19 protein-coding genes and 1 tRNA gene are annotated in these 24,344 nt (G+C 62.7%); 14 read left to right on the top strand and 6 right to left on the bottom strand.

Annotation, left to right across the window (positions count from 1 at the left end; genetic code table 11):
• Positions 1 to 21 precede the first annotated feature (21 nt).
• Positions 22 to 3,525: an ATP-binding protein gene (locus ACE3PH_RS14600; RefSeq protein ID WP_374320361.1), complete on the bottom strand. Its 3,504-nt coding sequence runs from the start codon at positions 3,523 to 3,525 to the stop codon at positions 22 to 24.
• An 82-nt stretch (positions 3,526 to 3,607) separates the two neighbouring features.
• On the opposite strand from ACE3PH_RS14600, the gene ACE3PH_RS14595 reads away from it, so the two are divergent.
• The 9 genes from ACE3PH_RS14595 (at position 3,608) to ACE3PH_RS14555 (ending at position 12,065) form a co-directional block, all read left to right on the top strand.
• Positions 3,608 to 3,910 (top strand): urease subunit gamma, encoded by a 303-nt coding sequence (locus ACE3PH_RS14595; protein WP_374320359.1) that lies wholly within the window; start codon positions 3,608 to 3,610, stop codon positions 3,908 to 3,910.
• Positions 3,911 to 4,018: 108 nt separating this feature from the next.
• Positions 4,019 to 4,324 (top strand): urease subunit beta, encoded by a 306-nt coding sequence (locus ACE3PH_RS14590; protein ID WP_374320357.1) that lies wholly within the window; start codon positions 4,019 to 4,021, stop codon positions 4,322 to 4,324.
• Positions 4,325 to 4,348: 24 nt separating this feature from the next.
• Positions 4,349 to 6,076 (top strand): urease subunit alpha, encoded by a 1,728-nt coding sequence (gene ureC / locus ACE3PH_RS14585; RefSeq protein WP_374320355.1) that lies wholly within the window; start codon positions 4,349 to 4,351, stop codon positions 6,074 to 6,076.
• 25 nt (positions 6,077 to 6,101) lie between these two features.
• Positions 6,102 to 6,716, top strand: a complete 615-nt coding sequence (gene ureE, locus ACE3PH_RS14580) for an urease accessory protein UreE (protein ID WP_374320354.1) — start codon at positions 6,102 to 6,104, stop codon at positions 6,714 to 6,716.
• Positions 6,717 to 6,719: 3 nt separating this feature from the next.
• Positions 6,720 to 7,472: an urease accessory protein UreF gene (locus ACE3PH_RS14575; RefSeq protein WP_374320352.1), complete on the top strand. Its 753-nt coding sequence runs from the start codon at positions 6,720 to 6,722 to the stop codon at positions 7,470 to 7,472.
• A gap of 209 nt (positions 7,473 to 7,681) precedes the next feature.
• Positions 7,682 to 9,325, top strand: a complete 1,644-nt coding sequence (locus ACE3PH_RS14570) for a methyl-accepting chemotaxis protein (RefSeq protein ID WP_374320350.1) — start codon at positions 7,682 to 7,684, stop codon at positions 9,323 to 9,325.
• Between the two features lie 76 nt (positions 9,326 to 9,401).
• Positions 9,402 to 10,046: an urease accessory protein UreG gene (gene ureG / locus ACE3PH_RS14565; RefSeq protein WP_374320348.1), complete on the top strand. Its 645-nt coding sequence runs from the start codon at positions 9,402 to 9,404 to the stop codon at positions 10,044 to 10,046.
• A gap of 11 nt (positions 10,047 to 10,057) precedes the next feature.
• Entirely contained in the window at positions 10,058 to 11,050 is a 993-nt protein-coding gene (locus tag ACE3PH_RS14560) for a recombination-associated protein RdgC (protein WP_374320346.1), read from the top strand.
• A gap of 16 nt (positions 11,051 to 11,066) precedes the next feature.
• Positions 11,067 to 12,065 carry a zinc-dependent alcohol dehydrogenase family protein gene (locus tag ACE3PH_RS14555; RefSeq protein ID WP_374320384.1) on the top strand — a complete coding sequence of 333 codons (999 nt, stop codon included), beginning with the start codon at positions 11,067 to 11,069 and terminating at the stop codon, positions 12,063 to 12,065.
• A 2-nt stretch (positions 12,066 to 12,067) separates the two neighbouring features.
• Here the strand turns inward: ACE3PH_RS14555 and ACE3PH_RS14550 are convergent.
• Positions 12,068 to 12,142, bottom strand: a tRNA-Arg gene (locus ACE3PH_RS14550).
• Positions 12,143 to 12,160: 18 nt separating this feature from the next.
• Positions 12,161 to 12,424, bottom strand: coding sequence for an H-NS family nucleoid-associated regulatory protein (locus ACE3PH_RS14545; protein ID WP_374320344.1), 264 nt, complete (start codon positions 12,422 to 12,424; stop codon positions 12,161 to 12,163).
• A gap of 144 nt (positions 12,425 to 12,568) precedes the next feature.
• Here ACE3PH_RS14545 and ACE3PH_RS14540 point away from each other — a divergent pair, with 144 nt between their 5' ends.
• Both ACE3PH_RS14540 and ACE3PH_RS14535 read left to right on the top strand, forming a co-directional pair.
• Positions 12,569 to 13,315 (top strand): metallophosphoesterase, encoded by a 747-nt coding sequence (locus ACE3PH_RS14540; protein WP_374320342.1) that lies wholly within the window; start codon positions 12,569 to 12,571, stop codon positions 13,313 to 13,315.
• Positions 13,305 to 14,726 carry a serine/threonine protein kinase gene (locus ACE3PH_RS14535; protein ID WP_374320340.1) on the top strand — a complete coding sequence of 474 codons (1,422 nt, stop codon included), beginning with the start codon at positions 13,305 to 13,307 and terminating at the stop codon, positions 14,724 to 14,726. The genes ACE3PH_RS14540 and ACE3PH_RS14535 overlap by 11 nt, the downstream gene beginning before the upstream one ends.
• 12 nt (positions 14,727 to 14,738) lie before the next feature.
• Here ACE3PH_RS14535 and ACE3PH_RS14530 read toward each other — a convergent pair whose 3' ends face one another.
• A complete protein-coding gene (locus tag ACE3PH_RS14530) occupies positions 14,739 to 15,560 on the bottom strand; it encodes an SDR family oxidoreductase (protein ID WP_374320338.1) in 822 nt (273 codons plus the stop codon).
• A 260-nt stretch (positions 15,561 to 15,820) separates the two neighbouring features.
• Here ACE3PH_RS14530 and ACE3PH_RS14525 point away from each other — a divergent pair, with 260 nt between their 5' ends.
• The gene (locus ACE3PH_RS14525) at positions 15,821 to 16,312 is read left to right on the top strand and encodes a DUF4405 domain-containing protein (RefSeq protein WP_374320336.1); all 492 of its coding nucleotides are present in this window, start codon (positions 15,821 to 15,823) and stop codon (positions 16,310 to 16,312) included.
• A 4-nt stretch (positions 16,313 to 16,316) separates the two neighbouring features.
• Here ACE3PH_RS14525 and parC read toward each other — a convergent pair whose 3' ends face one another.
• Positions 16,317 to 18,647: a DNA topoisomerase IV subunit A gene (parC, locus tag ACE3PH_RS14520; protein WP_374320334.1), complete on the bottom strand. Its 2,331-nt coding sequence runs from the start codon at positions 18,645 to 18,647 to the stop codon at positions 16,317 to 16,319.
• 82 nt (positions 18,648 to 18,729) lie between these two features.
• Between parC and ACE3PH_RS14515 the strand changes: the two genes are divergently transcribed.
• Positions 18,730 to 19,794 carry an alpha/beta hydrolase gene (locus tag ACE3PH_RS14515; RefSeq protein ID WP_374320332.1) on the top strand — a complete coding sequence of 355 codons (1,065 nt, stop codon included), beginning with the start codon at positions 18,730 to 18,732 and terminating at the stop codon, positions 19,792 to 19,794.
• A gap of 16 nt (positions 19,795 to 19,810) precedes the next feature.
• Here the strand turns inward: ACE3PH_RS14515 and ACE3PH_RS14510 are convergent, their stop codons facing one another.
• Positions 19,811 to 21,832 (bottom strand): DNA topoisomerase IV subunit B, encoded by a 2,022-nt coding sequence (locus ACE3PH_RS14510; RefSeq protein ID WP_374320330.1) that lies wholly within the window; start codon positions 21,830 to 21,832, stop codon positions 19,811 to 19,813.
• A gap of 113 nt (positions 21,833 to 21,945) precedes the next feature.
• Between ACE3PH_RS14510 and ACE3PH_RS14505 the strand changes: the two genes are divergently transcribed.
• Positions 21,946 to 24,342, top strand: a complete 2,397-nt coding sequence (locus ACE3PH_RS14505; RefSeq protein ID WP_374320328.1) for a putative bifunctional diguanylate cyclase/phosphodiesterase — start codon at positions 21,946 to 21,948, stop codon at positions 24,340 to 24,342.
• Positions 24,343 to 24,344 lie beyond the last annotated feature (2 nt).

The following is a 24,344-nucleotide window of genomic DNA, read 5'->3' as shown; positions in this document are numbered from 1 at the left end:
ATCAGCTACGGACAGGCCGGATTAAGAACGCGATTGTGCCTGCGCCAGCGCATCCTTGAGCAGACGGGCCAGCGCATCCAGCTGGAACTGCCGGGCCAGCTGGCGCACACGCTGGATGAAAGCTTCACAACCGGGCTCGTCCTGAGCGATCTGATCCAGCACCTTGTGCACCCCGCGCATGTAGCCGGCATGCACCTGGTCCTCGAGGCTGCGCAAGGCCTCCTGAGAAGGCAGGGACTCGCTTGCACCAGAAGCCTCGGCAGCCGGTGCCCCAGCCAGGGCCTCCTTGGGCCGGGCCACCTCGATCCATTGCAGCGACAAGCGCCGCCCCAGCCAATCCAGCAGCTCATTGACCCGCACCGGCTTGACGATGAAGTCGTCAGGGGTGATGCCGACGTCGTTGTCCAGCGCCTTGTCAAAGGCATTGGCCGACACGATGGCCGCCGGTGCCTGGGACAGCCCCTCCTGCTGGATCGCGCGCAGGGTGGCCCAGCCATCCAGGCCCGGCATGGCCAGGTCCATGAACAGGGCATCCGGCAGCTGCGCGGGCGGACACAAACGCAGAAGGCTGAGGCATGCCACGCCGGAAGGCAGCGGCGTCACCTCGAAGCCCAGCGGCTCCAGGATACGGACCAGCAGCCCGCGGTCCGCTTCCTCGTTGTCGACCACCCAGATCCGCCTGCGGTCACCCACATAGCCCTTGCGCACCCCGCGTTCAATGTGGCGCGGCAGGTCATCGCCACGCACGGTTGGCAGGAACAGCCGAATCCGGAAAGTGGTCCCTTCGCCTGCCTGGCTGCTCACGTTCATTTCGCCCCCCATCAGGTCGGTGAGCATCTTGCTGATGGTCAGACCCAGGCCTGTGCCACTGGCGGAATTGCCGGCCGCAGACGAGCCACGAGCAAAGGGTTCGAAGATCCGCGCCAGTTCGTCGGCATTGATGCCTGGCCCGGTGTCGCTGATCTCGATCTGGGCAATTTCTCGGGCGTAACGCACTTTCAGCGTGACCTGCCCTTCCGAGGTGAACTTCACCGCATTGCCCAAGACGTTCAGCAGAATCTGCCGAACACGGCGCTCGTCCGCACGGACCACCTCGGGCAGATTGGGGTCCAGGTCGGCCACGAAGCGCAACTGCTTGGCACGCGCCTCGTTTTCGATCAGCGACGTGATCTGGTGGAGGATGTCGGCCAGCCGCACCGGCTTGACCTCCAGCCGCAGCTTGCCGCTCTCGATGCGCGCGATGTCCAGCGTACCCTCGATGAGCGACAGCAGATGGTCGCCCCCCCGCTTGATCACACCCACACCATGGCGCACATGCTCAGGCAGTCCGGTGTCTTCGTCCAGCAACTGCGCGTAGCCCAGGATGCCATTGAGCGGCGTGCGCAACTCATGGCTGATGGTGGAGATGTAGCGGCTCTTGGCCAGGTTGGCCTGCTCGGCAGTCTGCTTGGCCAATTGCAGCTTCTCATCGGTGATGCGGTGCAGCTCGATTTCACGCACCAGCAGATGGGTTTGGCGGTTGGACTCTTCCTGCGCAACCTGTCGGCTCTTGTGCGTGAGCACCACCCACCAGGCCACCACCCCCAGCACCAGCAGCAAAGCGGCAAACACCTTGGTGAAGCCCTCGCGCATCATGCTGGACGCCAGTTCGGGCGACGCCATCACCAGCCCCTCCAGAACACGCAACTGCTGCTGGAAGACGATGCCGAACAACCCGGCCAGCATGGCACCCATGCCCAGCATCACCATCAGGAACTGGCCCAACTCGGTATCGATGCGACGCCAGATCACCTGCGGCACCAGCTTGCGTCCGAACTCGCGCCATTGACGGGCCCAGCGTGCCTCCGGCTTGCACAAGTCCTGACACCGTGCGTCCAGCGAACAACACAGGGAGCAGATGAAGCCCTGGTAGGCCGGGCACTGCGCCACATCGTCCGCCTCGTACTCGCGTTCGCACACGGTGCACCGGTGCAGCGCCTGAATGCGGATGACCTTGCTCAAAGGCTGTCCCACATCGGTATCGGGTTGCCGCGCCAGGTAATAGCGGCCCTGGGTGGCCCACGCAATCAGCGGCGCCGTCACAAAGGCCACAACCATGGCAATGACCGCAGAAAACGCCTGCGCCATGGCGCCCAACCACCCGACATAAGCCAGCACCGACACCAGCGAGGCCAGCCCCATGGCCCCGACACCGACCGGGTTGATGTCATAGAGATAGGCCCGCTTGAACTCGATGCCCTTGGGCGACCAGCCCATGGGCTTGTTGATCACCAGGTCGGCCACCACCGCCATCATCCAGGCGATGGCGATGTTGGAATACAGGCCCAACACCTTGCCCAGGGCCTGAAACAGATTCAGCTCCATCAACAGCAGTGCGATGACCGCGTTGAACACCACCCAGACCACCCGCCCCGGGTGGCTATGGGTCACCCGGGCAAAGAAGTTCGACCACGCCAGTGAACCCGCATAGGCGTTGGTCACGTTGATCTTGACCTGCGAAATCACCACAAACAGGGCCACGGCGGCAATCGCCCAGGTCTGCTGAGGGAAGACCAGTTCCCACGCCACCAGATACATCTGATTAGGGTCGACGGCGCGGTCCACCGGCACGAAGTAGCTGATGGCCAGGTAGGCCAGCAAGGCACCGCCCAGCATTTTCAGCACACCCGGTATCACCCAGCCCGGCCCGCCAATGAACACCGCCGACCACCAGCGCGCCCTGTGCCCGTCACGGGGCTCAGGCATGAATCGCAAATAGTCGGCCTGCTCGCCCATCTGCGTGATGAGGGCGATGCCCACCGTGGTGGCCGAACCAAAACCCAGCCAGTCAAACCCGGGGTGGTCGCCATACTGCCCCGGGTACGTTGACAGGCTGTGCAGGATGTCAGGGTGGGCACGAAACACATACACGAAGGGCAGCACCAGCATCGCCAGCCAGATGGGCTGGGTGATGAGCTGCAGGCGACTGATGATCGTGACCCCATGGGTGACCAGGGGCACCACCACGAGCGCGCAGATCAGGTAGCCCCACACCGGCGGGATGTCGAAGGCCAGCTCCAGGGCATAGGCCATCACCGCGGCTTCCAGCGCGAAGAAAATGAAGGTGAAGGACGCGTAGATCAGCGAGGTGATGGTGGAGCCGATGTAGCCAAAGCCGGCCCCGCGGGTCAGCAAATCCATGTCCACGCCATGGCGGGCGGCATACACACTGATCGGCCAGCCGGCCAGCAAGATCATCAAACCGGTCGCCAAGATGGCCCAGAAGGCATTGACGAAACCATGCTCGACCAGCAGCGTCGCGCCCACGGCCTCCAGCACCAGGAAAGACGCCACGCCAAATGCCGTGTTGGCCACCCGCCACTCGCTCCACCGTCGGGCCGAGCGTGGCGTGAAGCGCAGTGCGTAGTCTTCCAGGGTTTCCGAAGCCACCCAGGTGTTGTAGTCTCGCCGAACCTTGATCACCCTTTGCAGGGCCTGGCCCGACGATGCATCATCGGCATTGTTGTTTTGGTCTGTGTCTTGCATGCTGAGCCATCAATCTCGGGTCAGAATCGCAATTTCAATGCCGCGGCACTGACTCCCTACCGAGTTCCCGAACGCACCCATCATGGAACTGACCCCTCGCGAAAAAGACAAGCTGCTGATTTTCACCGCTGCCTTGCTGGCCGAACGCCGCAAAGCCCGTGGTCTGAAGCTGAATTACCCTGAAGCAGTGGCCCTGATCACTGCAGCCATCATGGAAGGTGCCAGAGACGGCAAGACCGTCTCGCAACTGATGAGTGACGGCAAGACCGTGCTGGCACGCACCGACGTCATGGACGGCGTGGCCGAGATGATCCCCGAGATCCAGATCGAAGCCACCTTCCCTGACGGCACCAAGCTGGTGACGGTGCACCAGCCCATCGCCTGAGCCCCTTCACCCCATGACACAGCACCATACTGGTGCAACCATGGCTGATCAAGCAGCCCGGACCACCAGGTTCCCGCTGTATCAGCCTCATCCTGTGAGGATCCCGACATGATTCCCGGAGAACTGCTGACCGATGGCCCGGACCTGGAGCTCAACCCTGGCCGGCGCACCATCACCCTGGTTGTTGAAAACGCGGGGGACCGCCCCATCCAGGTCGGTTCGCACTATCACTTTGCAGAAACCAACGGCGCCCTCCAGTTCGATCGGGCCGCAGCCAAGGGCATGCGTCTGAACATCGCCTCGGGCACGGCCGTCCGTTTCGAGCCAGGCCAGCAGCGCACGGTCGAACTCGTCGACTATGCAGGCGAGCGCGTCGTCTTCGGTTTCCGCGGCCTGACACAGGGCAAGCTGTAATTCACCCAGATTAGGACATCCAAGATGGCAAGCATCCAGCGCCGCGCCTATGCGGAAATGTTTGGCCCCACGGTGGGCGACCGCGTCCGGCTGGCCGACACCAACCTGGTCATCGAGGTCGAAAAGGACCTCACCCTGCAAGCCGGTGGTTACGGCGAAGAAGTGAAGTTTGGCGGCGGCAAGACCATCCGTGACGGCATGGGCCAAAGCCAGCGCACCAATGGGCCTGGCGCCATGGACGCCGCCGACTGCGTGCTGACCAATGCCCTGATCCTCGACCATTCGGGCATCTTCAAGGCTGATATCGGCATCAAGGCCGGCCGCATCGTCAAGATCGGCAAGGCCGGCAACCCCGATGTGCAACCCGGGGTGGACATCGTCATCGGCCCCGGCACCGAAATCGTCGCCGCCGAAGGCATGATCGTCACTGCGGGTGGCATCGACACCCACATCCACTTCATCTGCCCTCAGCAGATTGATGAGGCCCTCTACAGTGGCGTGACCACCATGATCGGTGGCGGCACAGGGCCGGCCACGGGCACTTTTGCAACCACCTGCACCCCCGGTCCGGACAACCTCGCCCTGATGCTGAAGGCGGCAGAGGCCTTCCCGATGAACCTGGGTTTTCTGGGCAAGGGCAACGCCAGCCAGCCTGAGGCGCTGCGCCAGCAGGCACAGGCCGGCGCCATCGGTCTGAAGCTGCACGAAGACTGGGGGACCACGCCAGCCGCCATCGACACCTGTCTGACGGTGGCTGAAGAGACCGACATCCAGGTCGCCATCCACACCGACACCCTGAACGAATCGGGCTTTGTGGAGGACACAGTGGCCGCCTTCAAGGGCCGCACCATCCACAGCTTCCACACTGAAGGTGCGGGTGGCGGGCACGCGCCTGACATCATGAAGGTGGTGGGTGAAGCCAACGTGCTGCCCTCTTCCACCAACCCGACCCGGCCCTTCACGGTCAACACCATCGACGAGCACCTCGACATGCTCATGGTGTGCCATCACCTGGACGCTTCGATCGCAGAAGACCTGGCCTTCGCCGAAAGCCGCATTCGCCGGGAAACCATCGCCGCCGAAGACATCCTGCACGATCTGGGCGCCATCAGCATGTTCTCGTCAGACTCACAGGCCATGGGCCGTGTGGGCGAGGTCATCATGCGCACCTGGCAGACGGCCCACAAGATGAAGGCGCAGCGTGGCAAGCTGCCGGGCGACTCCGACCGCCACGACAACGCCCGCGTCAAGCGCTATGTGGCCAAGTACACCATCAACCCTGCGCTGGCCCATGGCATCAGCCATGAGGTGGGCAGCATCGAAGAAGGCAAATGGGCCGACCTGGTGATCTGGCGCCCTGCCTTCTTTGGCGTCAAGCCCAGCATCATCATGAAGGGGGGCTTCATTGCCGCCGCCGCCATGGGCGACCCCAACGCCTCGATCCCGACGCCCCAGCCGGTGCATTACCGCCCCATGTTCGGTGCTTTCGGTGGCGCCACGGCCCGGACCTCGCTCACTTTCATGAGCCAGGCAGCGGTGCAGGCGGGCTTGCCAGAACAATACGGGCTGAAAAAGACCGTGTCTGCCGTCAAGGGTTGCCGCAGTGTGAAAAAGGCCGACATGGTCCACAACCACTACACCCCCGTCATGGAAATCGACGCCCAGACCTACCAGGTGCGAGCCGATGGTCAATTGCTGGTGTGTGAACCGGCCACCGAACTGCCCATGGCGCAGCGATACTTCCTGTTCTGATCGATTTCGCGCGCCTTTCATCATCATGATCACTGTCAACAAACTCCTGCCCCAGGGGCAGGGCCTGGCCTCCGTGCTGCTCAAACGAGCCGCCTCTGTCGAACTCGACTGGGACGTGCGCCAGAAAAGCCGCTTCGATGCCACCGACAGCACAGGTCGCCAACTCGGCGTCTTCCTGCCCCGAGGTACCCTGGTCCGCGGGGGTGACGTCCTGGTAGCCGAAGATGGCTCGCTTATCCGCGTGCAGGCCGCAGCGCAGCCCGTGCTGGTGATCACACCCTGCTCTCAGCATGGCAGCCCGTTTGACCTGGTCCGTGCGGCCTACCACCTGGGTAACCGCCATGTGCAGATCGAGCTGCAACCCGACCACCTGAAGATCGAGCCGGACCATGTGCTGGCCGAGATGTTGCGCGCCATGCACCTCACCGTCCAGGAGCAGATAGCGGCTTTTGAGCCTGAAGGTGGTGCCTATGCCAGCGGCGGCGGTCATGGCCATGGACACAGCCACGACCACGGTCATGCACATGAGCACGCGACTGAACACACCCATGCCCCGGCGCCCAGCCGCGGCAAGCCCATTGGCATCGCGGTCAAGCCTGCCCCCCATGTCCACGGCCCTGGCTGCGGTCACGATCACTGAGCCATGCCCATCGTTTCCCGCCGGATGACCGAGCCCCCGCTGGGCACGGCAGCGCGACTGCAGCTGATGTGGCTGGCCTCTCCGGCACTGCCGGTTGGCGGGTTCAGCTACTCGGAAGCACTCGAAGCGGCCGTCGAGGCTGGCCTGGTCAGCAATGAGGCGCAGGCTGCCACCTGGCTCAAGGACCAGTTGCACCTGAGCCTCGCCAGAGCCGACCTCGCCGTCGTGTCACGTGCCATCGGCGCATGGCTTCGGTCCGACCTGCCCCGGCTGACCGAACTGAACGACTGGGTTCGCCTCACCCGTGAAACAGCGGAGCTGCGTCTGCAGACCGAACAGATGGGCCGCTCGCTGGTCGAATGGCTCAAGACACGCCAGAGCACACAGCCCCAGCCCGACCCACGCATCGACCAGTGCGCAAGCTTGAAGCCGGCGCCCACATGGCCTGTGGCCTTTGCCCTGGCCGCGGCCCAATGCCTGCCCAGTGGCAGCCAAACGCAGGGGGCCGCCGTGAAGGAAGCCTTGCTCAGCTTTGCCTTCGGTTGGGCGGAAAACATGGTCCAGGCCGCCATCAAGGCAGTGCCCTTGGGCCAAAGTGCCGGGCAACGCATCCTGCAGTCACTGACGGAACACATCCCGCCGGCGATAGAGCAAGCCTTGCAACTGCCCGACAGCCAGCGCCAGGCCTTCACCCCCATGCTGGCCATCCTGAGTTCGCAACACGAAATTCAGTACTCCCGCTTGTTCAGATCCTGATCAGATCTGCGGGTTTTCCGCCCACATGAGCCAACGATTCCGGCCAAAAATGACCGGAATTCCCCCCAATTTCAAATCACCGAGAAAAGGGGACACCGCCTAGACTGGGTACAAACGGTGATCAAGTCCTGATCACTGTTGACCGCTGACAGGGGCGGATCGAGTAGTCATTCCTGTCACCTCCAAGAAATCCGCATAGGGAGTTGTGCATGCGCTCGAACCTACCCGTCATTGACGAGGAATACCCGTTCCCCGAAGGGGAAATGCTGATGTCGACGACCGACCTCAAAGGTCGGATCCTGAACTGCAACCCTTCCTTCATTCGGGTCAGTGGCTATACACGCGAGCAGTTGCTGGGACAACCCCACAACATGATCAGGCACCCGGACATGCCCGAAGAAGCCTTCCGGGACATGTGGGCCACCATCCAGGCAGGGCATCCATGGTCCGGCCTGGTCAAGAACAGGCGGGCGGATGGCCGCTACTACTGGGTGCAGGCCAATGTCACCCCCTTGCTGGAAGGCGGTCAGCCAATCGGCTTCATGTCTGTACGCACGCAGCCGGACCAGCAGGAGGTCGCACAGGCCGTTCAGCTGTACGCACGGATGCGTGAAGAAAAAGCCTCGGGCAAGCCCATCCATACCCTGCGCAGTGGACAGTTGGTCACCAACACCATGGTGGGCCGCACCAGCCGGCTGTTGCACTTGGATCTGGCCGGCGAGTTGACGGCTTGTGCCATGGTCCTCGCGGTACTGGGCTTCGTGCTCGGCGTCAGCCTGTCAGGCGGCTGGAAAGAAATCGCCACATGGGAGTTGCTGGTGATCGCGTTGGCTGCCGGCGTCATGACCATGGGGGTGCGGGTTCTCTTCATCCATCTGGCCATCTCGCCACTCAAAGAATTGCTGCGTGTCGCCAACCGCATGGCCGCGGGCGATCTCACCGTGTCTGTGAAATCTCAGCGTCGAGACGCCATCGGGCAGCTCACCCGTGCCCTCAACCAGCTCAAGGTGAACCTCTTCACCATCGTGCGAGATGCCCGCACCGAGGTGGAACAGATGCAGGTGGCCACTCACGAGATCGCCACTGGCAACCAGGACCTCTCCAGCCGGACGGAGGCCCAGGCCGGCAGCCTGCAGCAGACAGCGGCCTCCATGGAAGAGATCACCGGCACGGTACGACACAGTGCCAGCACCGCCGAAGAGGCTGCGACGCTGGCGCAGCAGGCCATGGCCATCACGTCCCGCAGTGGCGAGGCAGTCGACCACCTCACCGAGACCATGAAGGGCATCGAAGCCTCATCCACCCGCATCACGGACATCATACAGGTCATCGACAGCATCGCCTTCCAGACCAATATCCTGGCGCTCAACGCCGCGGTGGAAGCTGCCCGAGCCGGCGAACAAGGTCGAGGGTTTGCTGTGGTGGCATCAGAAGTACGCGCCCTGGCACAACGCACCGCCACGGCCGCACGAGAGGTCAAGCAACTGATCACGGAGTCCTCCGACAACGTCAAGGCTGGCTGCGGTTTGACCGGTTCGGTGCAAGAAACCATGCAGGAAACGCTCTCAGCTGTGCGCAAGATGGGTCAACTGGTTGAAGACATCAGCCACGCGGTGTCCGAGCAGTTCAAGGGCCTCTCGCAGATCAATTCGGCCGTCTCCCACCTGGATGGCATCACCCAGCAGAACGCTGCAGCCGTAGAGGAAATTGCCGCAGCGTCCATGTCGCTGGCTGGACGGGCCCAAATCGTGGCCACCTCTGTGCAGGTCTTCCGTCTCAGCGACAAGGACCGCATGGATCAGGGCGATGCGGTGGCTTTGCGGCGCCAGAATGGAGATCGCGCCACAGCCTGAACGGCAGGCCGGAAATTTGCTCATGACGGGGTGATACTTCGTGCCTTGGCACCCAACCCCGTTACCTGACTGAAACATGAGCAATCTGCACAATATCCCTGGCCGAACCAAGAAGTTGCCCCCGCTGCGCGTGGGCGTGGGCGGCCCCGTGGGTTCCGGCAAGACGACCCTGGTCGAAATGCTGTGCAAGACCATGCGCGACACCTATGACCTGGTGGTCGTGACCAATGACATCTATACCAAGGAAGACCAGCGCCTGCTGACCGTGGCTGGTGCGCTGGACCCCGACCGCATCATGGGTGTCGAAACCGGTGGCTGCCCGCACACTGCCATCCGCGAAGACGCGTCGATCAACCTCGAAGCGGTTGATCGCATGCTCACCAAGTACCCCAACGCCGACATCGTGTTCATCGAATCGGGCGGCGACAACCTGGCGGCGACCTTCAGCCCGGAGCTCAGCGACCTCACGATCTACGTGATCGACGTCGCCGCCGGTGAGAAAATCCCTCGCAAGGGTGGGCCCGGCATCACCAAGAGCGACCTGTTCGTCATCAACAAGACGGATCTGGCGCCCTATGTCGGTGCAAACCTCGACATCATGAGGGCGGATACGCAGCGCATGCGCCCCACCCGCCCCTTCGTGATGACCAACCTGAAAACCAAGCAGGGCCTGGATGAAGTCATTGGCTTCATCGAAACCAAAGGCCTGCTCAAAAGCTGAGGATTGCATTCGTGTTCAAGAACCTGACCGTGTTCCGAATCGGAACACAGTGGCAGCCTTCGCCTACCGATCTTGAAAACGGCCTGGACAAAAGCCGTTTTGTACCTTGCGGAGCCTCCCAGCCGCAGTCTTCCGGCTGGGTCGAGCCACGGGGTTCCGCCCACGCTCCACTGCTGGAGTCGATCGACGGCCAATGGCTGATGAAGTTCAAGATCGAGCAGCGCGTGCTGCCTGGTGCCGTGGTCAAACGTCGCACCGAGGAAATCGCGCGCCAGATCGAAGAAGAAACTGGACGCAAGCCGGGCAAGAAGCTGACCAAGGAAATCAAGGAGCAGGCCACTCAGGAACTGCTCCCCAAGGCCTTCACCAAGCAGTCCGCAGTGAACGTCTGGATCGACCCCAAAAATCGCTTCCTCGTCCTCGACTGCACCAGTCAGAACAAGTCCGAAGAGATCATTGCCAGCCTGGTCAAGCACGTTGATGGCTTTGCCGTGTCGGCCATCCAGACGGCCCTGTCGCCCTCGGTGGCGATGACGGAGTGGCTGCTCAGTGGAGAGCCGCCGGCTGACTTCACGGTTGACCGGGAATGCGAACTCAAGTCGACCGACGAGATGAAGTCGGTCGTGCGCTACGCGCGGCACCTGCTCGACACCGAAGAAGTACGCCAGCACATCATCAGCGGCAAAGTGGCCACGCGCCTGGCCCTGACCTGGAACAGCCGGGTGTCCTTCATGTTGACGGAATCGCTGCAAATCAAGAAACTGGCGTTTCTCGATGTGGTGTTCGAAGGTCAATCAGGCAGCTACGCCGACAAGGACGAGGCATTCGATGCGGATGCCGCCATCACGACAGGGGAATTGCGCGAGCTGATCCCCGATCTGCTGGACGTTCTGGGCGGCGAGTTGCCGAGCATGGGCAGCGAACCCGCTCCAGCCACCATTCAACATGAGCCTGCCCCCACTTCAGCCACCACGTCCGCCAGTGACGACAGCCCTCCCTGGTGAGCCCGCCCAATGCCTGATGCAGCTGGAAGCGCCCGGCAAACCACTGCAGCAGGTCTGGCGTGACCAAGCCCCGCGGCCGGGCTCTGGCCAGGTCGGTATCCGCGTGCTGGCCTGCGGCGTCTGCCGCACCGACCTGCACATTGTCGATGGCGAACTGCCCTTCCCTGGCCACGCCGTGGTGCCGGGGCATGAAATTGTCGGTACCGTGACGGCGCTGGGTGAGGGTGTGACTGGTTTCCACTTGGGCCAGCGGGTCGGCGTACCCTGGCTGGGCTGGACCTGCGGCAGTTGTGAGCACTGTCTTGCCGGCCGTGAAAACCTGTGTGAATCGGCGCGCTTCACCGGCTACCAGATTGACGGTGGCTATGCCCGCCACACCGTGGCGGATGCCCGCTACGTGTTTGCCATTCCGGACATCTACACCGATATGGAGGCGGCCCCCCTGCTGTGCGCAGGTCTGATCGGCTATCGGGCCTACGCCATGGCAGCCGATGTCTTGCGTGGCCCCATCAAACGCATTGGTCTGTATGGCTTTGGTGCCGCCGCCCACTTGCTGGCACAGATTGCCAGGCACCAGGGCTGCGATGTCTATGCGTTCACCCGTTCCGGCGACGTAGCGGCTCAGGCCCTGGCCATGAGCCTGGGGGCCGTATGGGCGGGCTCGTCCGACGACAGTCCTGGTGTGGCACTCGATGCGGCCTTGCTGTTTGCCCCTGATGGCGCACTGGTGCCCAAGGCCCTGCAGGCCATCCGCCCTGCCGGCAAGGTGGTGTGCGCCGGCATCCACATGAGCGACATCCCCAGCTTTCCGTATGCCTGGCTATGGCGTGAACGGCAAATCGTGTCGGTCGCCAACCTCACCCGAGCGGATGGCGATGCCTTCATGCGCATTGCAGGGGAATTCAAACTGCATGTGACCACGCACCCCTATCCACTGGACCAGGCCAACCAGGCGCTGGATGACTTGCGCGCGGGGCGCTTCAGTGGGGCAGCCGTTTTGCTGCCCGGTGGGTGAACTGGCGGCTCCAGCAGGAATCGAACCTGCACCTGCCCCTTAGGAGGGGGCTGTTCTATCCATTGAACTATGGAGCCCGGGCTGCCGATTGTGCCTCAAGCCGAGGCACGCAATTCTTCAACGGTATAGCCCTGACGTATCAATGCATCACGCAACCATGGCGGCTGCGAGCCGATGCCATCCCAGGTTTCTCCAGAAACGGGATGTCTGTATTTAGCGGTGAGGGGCGGAGGCTCGCTAGGCTCGACGGGTGGCGAAGAGGCAGGCACGTCCGCCAGTTCATCTGACGTGATGCCCCAGAAATCAACCAGCTTCCGAATCGAGCGCAGGACGGCTTCTTGTTCTGCGGTCATCGTCATGGGTGGGCGCGCAAACAGCACAGTCTTGCTCGCATGAGGTATGACCGATTTTACCAGAATGAGTTCAACGCCATCAGGGGGCAGTCCCTTGTGTTCACCCCTCGGTACACGGCCTAGACTCTTCAGGTTGGAGATGTCCCGTTCATGAAAATTGCCCTGTTATCCGACCTGCATGCCAACCGCCAGGCCACCGAGTCTGTGTGGGCGCACGCCCAAAGCGAAGGCGTAGACCAACTCGTCTTGCTGGGCGACTATGTTGATTACGGCGCCGACCCCGCTTGGGTCATCGACTTTGTCAGAGATCAGGTCGCCCACGGTGCCATCGCCGTCAAGGGCAACCATGACGATGCTGTCGTCGCCGACGAAGACAACCCCGACATGGCTGGCCACGTGCTGCCATCCCTCAAGTGGACGCGCCAGCAACTCAGCGCTGACCAAAAGGCATTTTTGGCGGGCTTGCCACTCACGGCCACAGTGGGGCCCTGCCTCGTTGCCCACGCCAATGCCCACGACCCAGCCAACTGGGGCTACATCATGGGCCGACTGGAGGCCACGCGCAGCCTGTTTGCCAGCGACCACCAATTCGTGTTTTGCGGGCACATGCATGACCCTGCGCTCTACCACCTGACCCTGACGGGCAAAGGCGGGAACTTCACACCGGTTCAGGACGTGCCCATCGAGTTGTCATCGGCTCGCCGCTGGCTGGCCATTCCGGGTTCGGTCGGGCAACCGCGTGACGGCAACCCAGCCGCCTGCTACGCCATGTTCGACACCGACACCAGCACCCTGACCTTCCACCGGGTGCCCTACGACCACGATGCGGCCGCGCAGCGCATCCGCGATGCCGGCCTGCCTCCCCAACAAGCAGAAAGGCTGTTGCATGGCAGATGACATCACGCTCCCGCAGAAGCTCGAAGAAGGTCAGATCATCGACCGTTTCCGACTGGAAAAGCGGGTACACCAGGGCGGCATGGCAGCGTTGTGGTCCGTGACCGATCTGGACAACCAGCAAGACATCCCACTGCTGATGAAGGTGCCCCGCATCAAGGGCGGAGAAGACCCGGCCACCATCGTCGGCTTCGAGGTTGAACAGATGCTGATGCCCAGGCTGACGGGGCCTCATGTGCCGCACTTCGTGGCCAAGGGCGACTTCACCCGGCAACCCTATATCGTGATGGAGCGCATCCAGGGTGAAACCCTGCGCCCCCGGCTGGACGACGCCCCGGTCCCCGTCGATGAGGTGGCTGATTTCGGCGCACGGGTGGCCCAGGCCCTGCACGCCCTGCACTGCCAGCATGTGGTGCACCTCGACATCAAACCCAGCAACATCATGTTCCGCGAGACCGGTGAAGCCGTGCTGGTCGACTTCGGTCTGTCGCGCCACGACCAACTCCCCGACTTGCTGGAAGAAGAGTTCGAGTTGCCCATGGGGACGGGCCCTTATATGTCGCCGGAACAGGTGCAGTTCAACCGGACCGACCCACGCAGCGACCTCTTCGCCCTCGGTGTGATGATGTACCACTTCACCACCGGAGAACGCCCCTTCGGGCAACCCAACTCGGTCTCCGGTTTGCGCAAGCGCCTCTATACCGAACCGGTGCCGCCCCGCGCCATCAAGGCAGACATCCCGGCGTGGTTCCAGGAAATCGTGCTGCGCTGCCTCGAAGTCAACCCCGACAAGCGCTACCAGTCTGCCGCGCAACTGGCCTTTGATCTGCTGCATCCGGAACAGGTGACCCTCACGGCCAGGGCCGAGAAAATGGACACGGCCGGCCGACTCAAAACCCTGAGCCGCTGGTTCAAGGCAGTCGGCGCAGAATCCCGCACCCAGGCCAATGCCGCCGAGGTGGTTGAACGCAGCCCGATCATCATGGCCGCCGTTGGGATCCATTCCTCGACGCCGGCACTGCAAAAAAAGCTGCTGGGCACCGTCAAACGCATTTTGCAGATCGAACCGGGCGCCCGACTGGCCTGCGTCACTGTCATGAAGACCAACCGGGTTGGCATGGACAAGTTGACCGACGATCAGGGTAACAGCCTGCATGTCCAGCAGTTGGTGGCCATCAAGCACTGGGCGCGCCCGCTCCAGCAAGCTCTCGACATGGATGACCAGCGCCTGACCTTCCACGTGCTCGAATCACCGGACACGGCAGCGGCCATCATCGAGTTTGCCCGCAAGACGCACGTCGACCACATCGTGATGGGTGCGCGAGGCAACTCGGCGCTGCGTCGCTACCTGGGCAGCGTGAGTGCCCAGGTCGTGGCCGAGGCCGAGTGTTCGGTCACCGTGGTTCGCGTCTGATTCGCCTGAGCCTCAGGCCTCGATGTACAGGTCCAGCATCGGCTCGCTGCCCGGTGTGACCAGATAGGGCGCGAAGTCGGTGACACCGGCCTCGCGCAGCACCGTTTCGTCCACAAAAAACTGACCCGACACCTGACGGCTGTCCTGCGTCAGGATGTGCCAGGCTGCATCGGCCATGATCTCGGGCGTGCGCCCCATGGTGCCCAGATGGCTGCCCACCGCATTCAAGGCTGCCGTGGCAATCAGAGTGCGAGGCCACAGCGCATTCACGGCCACCCCCTGCCCTCGCAGTTCGGCGGCCAAACCCAAGGCCAGCATGCTCATGGCGTATTTCGACGTGGTGTAAGCCGCATGGTGGGCAAACCATTTGGCATCCAGGCTGATGGGGGGAGACAACACCAGAATGTGGGGGTTGGTAGCCTTTTCCAGATACGGAATGCACGCCTGGGAACACATGAAGGTGCCACGCACATTGATGTCCATCATCAGGTCATAACGCTTGGCCGACGTGTCAGCAGCCTTGCTCAGGTTGATGGCGCTGGCGTTGTTGACCAGGATGTCGATGCCGCCGAAATGCGCCGCAGCCTGTTCGACAGCGGCCCGAACGGCCACCTCGTCACGGACATCCAGCACCAGCGGCAGCGCCCGTCCCCCGGCCGCTTCAATGGCCGCGGCCGCCGTGTAGATGGTGCCCGGCAGGCGGGGATCAGGCTCGGCTGTTTTGGCCGCCACCACCACGTTGGCACCATCGCGTGCGGCACGCAAGGCAATGGCCTGGCCGATGCCACGACTCGCACCAGTGATGAAAAGGGTCTTGCCGGCAAGGCTGCTCATGGTGTCCGCTCCCGAAGATGCACACGATGTACACCCCGAGGCTAGCGGGTGAAGGCGTGCTGCTGCCATGGCGTTTTCCTGCTTGCCGTCCGCCAGAATGTGTTGACGCACCCCTGTGCCACGTCAAGATTGGGACGCGCGCCGGGCCTCATGTACCGACGCTTGACCTGCATCAATCCATATCTACGTTTCTCCACAATTCGACCACAGTTGCGCGGCAAACTGGTCGCATCGACAACCTTCAGCAAGCAAAACACACCATGCAGATCTCCCGCGAATGGGCCACGCCCCTCACGATCGGATCATTCATCCTGATGGCCTGCACCGGCATCCTGATGTTCTTCCATGCAGACATGGGGCTGAACAAGGAAGTGCACGAGTGGCTGGGCTGGGCCATGGTCATCGGCGTGGCGACCCACGTGACAGCCAACTTCACCGTGTTCAAGCGTTACCTGAACAAACCTGCAGCCCTGGGCATCGTGGGGGTGTTTGTCGTGATCCTGGTGGCTTCGTTCTTCATCAAGGAAGACGAAGGTGAAGGTGGCGGCCACCCGGCACGCCGAGCTTCACAAGCCGTGATCCACGCCCAGCTGGTCAGCATCGCCCCACTGGCCAAACAGACACCGGAAGAGCTGCTGGCCAACCTGCAAAAAGCCGGTTTCAAGGCCGAGTCGACCAGCCAGACACTCGACAGCATCACCGGCCCGGAAGAGCACGACCAGTTCAAAGCCCTGGACGTGATCTTCCACTGAGGCATCAGGTTCCGCTCAATGCCTGGACGCGGGTCACTTTCTGGAATGCGTCCACGGGCTTGCCCTTGCGAGCCCGTTTGCCCACGTGCGCCAGGTAAGCCGAGTTGCGCACGTCTTCTTCCTTGGGTTTGGCGCCACGCGTGGTGCCAATCACCCGCACCCCGTTGAGCACCGTCGCCACCGAGATCAGCGGGGCTTTCTTGGGGTCCACGTCCATCAGCGTCAGGCCGCGCCCACCGTTGGACTGCAGCTTGAGCTCGTCCAGCCCGAACACCAGCATGCGGCCGTCCTGACACAGGCAGGCCACCTGCGTGTGCGCAGGCTGCACCATCACCGGCGGCAGCACCTGGTCACCCTCATCGAGTGACAGGAAGCCCTTGCCGCCCTTCTGACGGGTCGTCAGGTCGCCCAGCTTGGCCAGCAGACCAAAGCCACCGCTGTTGGCCAGCAAGATGACCTGCTCGGGGTTGCCAGCCAGGTAATGCAGCGGCTGCGTGCCCGATTCCAGCTCGATCATGGTGGTGATGGGCTGTCCATCCCCCCGTGCGCCAGGCAAGCTGCTCACGGGCACGCTGTAGACACGCCCGTTGGAGCCCAGCACGATGAGTGGGTCCACCGTGCGGCACTCGAAGGTGCCATACAGACCATCTCCAGCCTTGAAGGCAAAGCCAGCCGGGTCATGCCCGTGCCCGGTTCGCGCCCGCACCCACCCCTTCTCGCTGATCACCACGGTCACGGGCTCGTCGATCACCTTCACTTCGGCCACGGCGCGCTTTTCAGCCTGAATCAGGGTCCGGCGCTCGTCACCGTACTGCTTGGCATCGGCCTCGATTTCCTTGACCACCGTGCGTCGCAGCGCGGCCGGGCTACCCAGAATGTCGTCGAGCTTGGCCTGTTCGGCGCGCAGGTCGGACAGCTCCTGCTCGATCTTGATGGCCTCCAACCGTGCCAACTGGCGCAGCCGGATTTCAAGGATGTCTTCCGCCTGGCGGTCGCTGAGCTTGAAGCGCTCGATCAGCGCGGCCTTGGGCTCATCGCTGTTGCGGATGATGTGGATGACCTCATCGATGTTGAGCAAGACCAGTTGGCGGCCTTCCAGCACGTGGATGCGATCCAGCACCTTGCCCAGACGATGCTGCGTGCGACGGGTGACGGTCTCCATGCGGAAACCGATCCACTCCGTCAGGATCTGACGCAGGCTCTTCTGGGTCGGTCTGCCATCGGCCCCCACCATGGTGAGGTTGATCGAGGAAGACGACTCCAGGCTGGTGTGTGCCAGCAAGGTGGTGATCAGCTCCTGTTGATCGATCGTGCGGCTCTTGGGTTCGAACACCAGTCGGACTGCAGCGTCCTTGCTGGACTCGTCACGCACACCATCGAGCACCGACAGCACCGTGGTTTTCAGCTGCGTCTGTTCGGCGGTCAGCGCCTTCTTGCCCGCCTTCACCTTCGGGTTGGTGAGCTCTTCGATTTCTTCCAGCACCTTCTGGGCGCTGGTGCCGTGCGGCAGCTCGGTGACCACCAGTTGCCACTGGCCACGGGCCATGTCTTCGATCTTCCAGCGCGCCCGCACCTTCAGGCTGCCCCGCCCGGTCCGGTAGGCATCCTGGATGTCCTGCGGCGAGGAAATGATCTGCCCACCGCCCGGGAAGTCGGGCCCAGGGATCAGCTCGGACAACGCGTCGTCGGTCAGCTGATCGTTCTTGATCAGGGCCACGGCGGCAGCAGCCACCTCGCGCAGGTTGTGGCTCGGGATTTCGGTGGCCAGACCCACGGCAATGCCGCTGGCTCCATTGAGCAACACGAATGGCAGCCGGGCGGGCAACTGTCTGGGCTCGTCGGTCGAGCCATCGTAGTTGGGCACGAAGTCGACCGTGCCCATGTCGATCTCGTCGAGCAGCAAGCGGGCAATGGGTGACAGCCTGGCTTCCGTGTAACGCATCGCCGCAGCGCCATCGCCATCACGCGAGCCGAAATTGCCCTGGCCATCGATCAGCGGGTAGCGCAAGGAGAAATCCTGCGCCATGCGCACCAGAGCCTCATAGGCCGCGGAGTCGCCATGGGGGTGGAAACGCCCCAGCACATCACCCACCACGCGGGCGCTCTTGACCGGCTTGGCACCGGTATTGCCGGCATAGGACAGGCCGAGGCGGTCCATCGCGTACAGGATGCGGCGCTGAACCGGCTTCTGCCCGTCACACACATCCGGCAAGGCACGGCCCTTCACCACACTGAGGGCGTATTCCAGATAGGCCCGCTCGGCGTAATGCGCCAGGGTCAGGGAGTCGCCCCCATCGGTGGGTGGCTGGTTGAATTCGAGAGTTTGCTGAGACATGGGTCTGTTTTCGCTGAACCCGCGTATTTTGCCTGTAGCCTTGCGTGCATCTGCCACCGTGCGACCAAATGGAGTCATGGCCATGCCCGCCCTGCTGCGCCTCGCCCCACTGACCTTGCTTCTGACCCTGCTGGGCCCCCTCGCCCATGCCGGCCCGCTGCGCGACCTCATCAAGGAACGCATGCAGGAACGCCAGCAGGCCACAGAAGCGCCCGGCGACGACGCTGCAGACCCCGAAGGGTTGTCAGACCTGGGCGGGCGAGGTCAGGCCGAAAGCTGCGAGCAATGGGCCCGCAAGGTCAACCGTCTGGACAAATTCAGTCGCGCCCGACATACCGGCCCAACACCGACGCAGGCCGACATCGCCTACGGCAGTGCCCCACTGGAAAAGCTAGACGTCTACCAACCAAGCCGCACAGGCTCCAGTCAGCTCACTCCCGTGGTGGTGATGGTGCATGGTGGCGGGTGGTGTGTAGGCGACAAGCAGGCCACCGGGGTCACCGAGAACAAGGTGGCACGCTGGGTTCCCAAGGGGCTGCTGTTCGTATCCGTGAACTACCCCATGGTCAGTGATGGTGCCAATGCCCTGCGTCAGGCCAACCATGTCGCCAAGGCCATTGCCTATGTCCAGGCCCATGCACGCGACTGGGGCGGTGACCCGGGCAAAGTCGTGCTGATGGGACACTCGGCCGGCGCCCACCTGGTGTCGCTCGTCAATGCCGACGCCCAGATCAGGCAGGCCAATGGTGTCCAGCCTGTACTCGGCACGGTCTCGCTCGACGCCGGGGCCATGAACGTGGTGACGGAAATGCCCGCGGTCTATCCGTTTCTGAAGCAGCGCTATCTGGAAGCGTTTGGCAGCAACGAAGCGCAGTGGGTGACCGCCTCGCCCTACCACCTGCTGAACAAAGGAGCCGCCCCCTGGCTGGGCGTGTGCTCAACCCAGCGCAAGGATGACCCCTGCGGTCAGGCACACGCCTATGCCGACAAGAGCCTGGGGCTGGGCATCCGGGCGGCGGTGCTGCCGCAAAAGAAGAACCACGGCGCCATCAACAAGGATCTGGGCGAAGACGAGCGCTACACCCAGGCCGTGGAAGACTTCATGGCCACGCTCGATCCCACCCTGGCCACCTTGCTGCGCCACTGACCCGGCGCCACCGCCGTCACACGTCGATTTCGACGGCGTCGCCGTGCAGCTCCATCAACTCCCGGCGTGATGCCGCTTCGCCCTTGCCCATGAGCTTGTTGAAAGTGACTTCCGTCGCGTCGAAGCCCGGCTCGCCATAGGCCACCGGCAGCAGACGACGGGTATCGGGGTTGAGCGTGGTTTCCCACAGCTGCCCGGCACTCATTTCGCCCAGGCCCTTGAAGCGGCTGATGGTCCAGGAACCCTCGCGGCAACCATCCTTGCGCAGCTTGTCGAGGATGGCATTGAGCTCACCTTCATCAAGCGCATAGAACTTGGCTGCCGGCTTCTTGCCACGGGCCGGGGCGTCTACACGGAACAGGGGCGGACGGGCGATATAGACGTGCCCTGCCTCCACCAGCTTCGGGAAATGTCTGAAAAACAGCGTCAGCAACAGCACTTGAATGTGCGAGCCGTCCACATCGGCATCAGACAGCACGCAGATCTTGCCGTAGCGCAGACCGCTCAGATCCGGGCTGTCTTGCGGGCCATGCGGGTCCACGCCAATGGCCACCGAAATGTCGTGAATTTCATTGTTCTTGAACAGCAGATCGCGCTCGACTTCCCAGGCATTGAGCACCTTGCCACGCAGCGGCAAGATGGCCTGTGTTTCCTTGTCGCGCCCCATCTTGGCACTGCCTCCGGCCGAGTCGCCCTCGACCAGAAAGACCTCGTTGAGCGAGATATCGCGGCTTTCGCAATCGGTCAACTTGCCCGGCAGCACGGCCACGCCCGAGCTCTTCTTCTTTTCGATCTTCTGCCCTGCCCGCTGGCGTGCCTGGGCCTGCTTGATCACCAGCTCGGCGAGCTTCTTGCCGTATTCCACATGCTGGCTCAGCCACAGCTCCATGGCCGGCTTGACGAAGGCACTGACCAGGCGCAGTGCATCACGGCTGTTGAGTCGCTCCTTGGTCTGCCCCTGGAACTGAGGGTCCAGCACTTTGGCTGAGAGCACAAAGCTGGCACGCGAGAACACATCGTCGGGCATGAGCTTGACGCCCTTGGGTGTCAGGGCGTGCATCTCGATGAAACCCTTGACCGCCTGGAACAAGCCATCCTTCAGACCAGACTCGTGCGTGCCGCCGGCCACGGTGGGAATCAGGTTGACGTAGCTCTCCCGCATGGGCGAGCCTTCTTCCGTGAAGGCCACGCACCAGGCCGCGCCTTCGCCTTCGGCAAAGGTGTCGTCGGTGCTGCCGGCGTATTGCTCACCTTCGAACAAGGGAATCAAAGGTTCGGCCACCAGCTCCTGGGTCAGGTAGTCACGCAGACCGCCCTTGTAAAGCCAGGTCTGCGTCTCGCCGGTCTTTTCATGCGTCAGGGTGATGGTCACCCCCGGCATCAGCACAGCCTTGCTGCGCAGCATGTGCACCAGCTCGCCCTTGGGCAGCTCGGCGCTCTCAAAATACTTCGGGTCCGGCCAGGCGCGCACCGAGGTGCCCTGCTTGCGGTCGCCACTGGCCGCAGGCCGTACCGTCAGGGCCTCCACCACATCGCCCCCATTGCCAAACACCAGCTGGGCCACCTGCTTGTCGCGGCAGACCGTGACCTGCAGACGTGTCGACAAGGCGTTGGTGACACTCACCCCCACACCGTGCAGACCGCCGGAGAAGCTGTAGGCACCGCCCGAGCCCTTGTCGAATTTGCCACCGGCATGCAGACGCGTGAAGACAATCTCCACCACGCTGACGCCTTCTTCCGGGTGCAAGCCAAACGGAATCCCCCGTCCATCGTCTTCCACCGACACCGAGCCATCTGTGTGCAAAGTGACGGCAATGCGCTTGCCGAACCCTGCCAGAGCTTCGTCGGCGGCGTTGTCGATCACTTCCTGAATGACGTGCAGCGGATTGTCTGTCCGGGTGTACATGCCTGGACGCTGCTTGACCGGCTCCAGCCCCTTGAGGACACGGATGGAAGCTTCGCCATACGCGGCATTGGGCTGCGTACCCCCTTTGGCCGGGGTGGAACTATTTGCGGAAGATGTCGGTTTGCTCGCCATGATGCGGGATTGTAGGCATGGTCGTCGCTTCAAGTTAGACTGACCATCTCCAAATCAGAAACCTGTCACGTCTGATTCAGGCGGATCTGGCAGCACCTTACATCCTCTTCATCTTGTTCAAAGCAGTCACGCGGATCTGGCGCAAGCATTACCCGATCTATTGGGCACTGGACCCCGTCTCAGCCGAGACAAGGGGCAAGATCCTGTCCAACATCATCAGCCTGACCCCCTTCACCATGTGGGGTGCGATCCTCAGTGGATTGCTGATTGCGGGCGCCATGTTCACCAGCCCCTGGCGGTGGCCCATGCTGGGCTGGTGGCTCCTCCTTCTGGTGGTCTGCGGAACCGGACTGGTCAGTACCTGGCACCAGCGTGCCCATCCGGCACGCCCGGCTTCGCCGAAGGCCATGGCCCGCGTCACATTGAATAGCTTGGTCTTTTCCGTGGCATGGACCCTGATCCCGGCCTGGATCTTTCCCGAACTCGACCCATCTTGTCAGATGGTCATCACCGGCCTCATGGCGGGGATGATGTGCGCTGGTGCCTTTACCCTGTCCGGTGTCCCCATGGCGGGCACCCTGTATGTCTGGATCATGGTGAGCCTGTGCAACTGGGCCCTGCTGCGAACCGGCAATGACTGGCTTTTCCTGCTGGCAGCGCTCAACGTCGTCTACGGGGGCATTCTGACCATGGGCGTGCTTTATGCGGCCAAGGCCACCAATGCGCGGCTCCAATCGGAACGGGAAGCCGAGCGTCAGAGCCGCATGGTCAGTGTCTTGCTGCGTGATTTCGAGGAGCAAACCACCGACGTGCTCTGGGAAGTCAATCTTTCCGGGCGCTTTACCCATGTGAGCGACAAGCTCGCCAAGTTGCTGGGCTGTGAACCGTCTCAACTGCAGGACACCACCTTGCAGGGCTGGTTCCGAACCCACTGCCCCCACCTTGACGAATTCAAGCAAGCCCTGCGCGCCGGCCAGCCCTTCAGGGATGTGATCCTGCCAATCAGCCTGAGTCAGCAGGACCATTGGTGGTCCGTCTCGGCTCGCCCCCTGTTCGATGACAACGGCAACGTGATGGGCTGGCGCGGCGTGATCGCCGACATCACCGAGCAACACCAGGCCCAAAGTCGACTCAAGGATCTGTCCCTGATCGACCCGCTGACGGGCATTGGCAGCCGCACCCACCTACGGGAAGCGCTGGGGCATGCACTGGAGCTGGCCCAGACCAAGGGGTTCCGCAGCGCCCTGCTGTGCGTCGACATCGACAATTTCAAATGGATCAACGACGCGCACAGCCACACCATCGGCGACGAAGTGCTCAAGGGGGTGGCGCAGCGTCTGCACACAGTCTGCCCCGATACCCAGTTGGCCCGACTGGGCGGTGATGAATTTGCCGTGCTGCTCACACCCGTGCGGCACGACGACCATGCCCAGGCCATGTCCAAACGCCTGCTGCTGGCCATGAAAGAGCCGTTCAAGGCGGGCGACCACGTCGTCAACATCGGGGTCAGCATCGGCATCGGCCTGATTCCGGATCACGGCGATACCATCGACGAGGTACTGGCCAACACCGACCTCGCCCTGCTGGCAGCCAAGGAAGGCGGCCGAGGGCGTGTCGAGGTCTTTGCGCACAGCCTGGGTGAGCGCAGCCGGCGCCGCGCCATGATCGAGCAAGAGCTCAAGGGCGCCTTATCTGCTCGGCAGTTCTCGCTTTACTGGCAGCCCAAGGTGCAGACGGATGAATGGCGCATCTGTGGCTGCGAAGCCCTGTTGCGCTGGGCCCACCCGACATTGGGCATCATCTCCCCTGCCGAGTTCATCCCGATTGCGGAGGCCGCAGGCCTGATTCCCGCCATTGGCAACTGGGTGCTGCGCGAAGCGTGCAAAGTGGCGGCCCGCCATTTCGGCAATCTCACCATCTCGGTCAACGCCTCACCAGCGCAACTGGTGCGTCCACACTTCATGGAGAACATCAACGCGGCGTTGTCCGAATCCAGGCTGCCAGCGTCTCAGCTGGAGATCGAAATCACCGAGTCGCTGTTCATTGATGCCTCTCCTGTGGCCTTGGCCCATCTGCATGCGCTGAGAGACCGTGGCGTGCGGGTGGCACTCGATGATTTCGGCACCGGCTATTCGTCCTTGTCGTATCTGAGGCGATTCCCCTTTGACACCCTGAAGATAGACCGGTCATTCGTGTGTGAACTGCTCAACAGGCCAGATGCCCGCGCCATCGTGCGCACGATCATCAATTTGGCCCGGACCCTGGGCATGAACACCGTGGCCGAAGGGGTGGAGGAACCGGCGCAACTGGCCGTCCTGCAGCAAGCAGGTTGCATGGTCACGCAGGGCTTCCTCATTGCCAAACCGATGCCACTGGAAGACTTCAAGGACTTGCTGTCGAACTGGGAAGACGGTCACGCCCCTGAACTGGGCCCGATTCCCCAAACCGACTTTGCGCAGCTGGAGGCCTTGCGCTCCACACAAAAAGCCTGGAGTGCCACGCTGGCGTGACC

The organism is Aquabacterium sp., from assembly GCF_041909175.1.
Lineage (GTDB): Bacteria > Pseudomonadota > Gammaproteobacteria > Burkholderiales > Burkholderiaceae_C > Aquabacterium.
The sequence above is the reverse complement of the archived record's forward strand: the minus strand, read 5'-3'. Positions and strand labels throughout refer to the sequence as shown.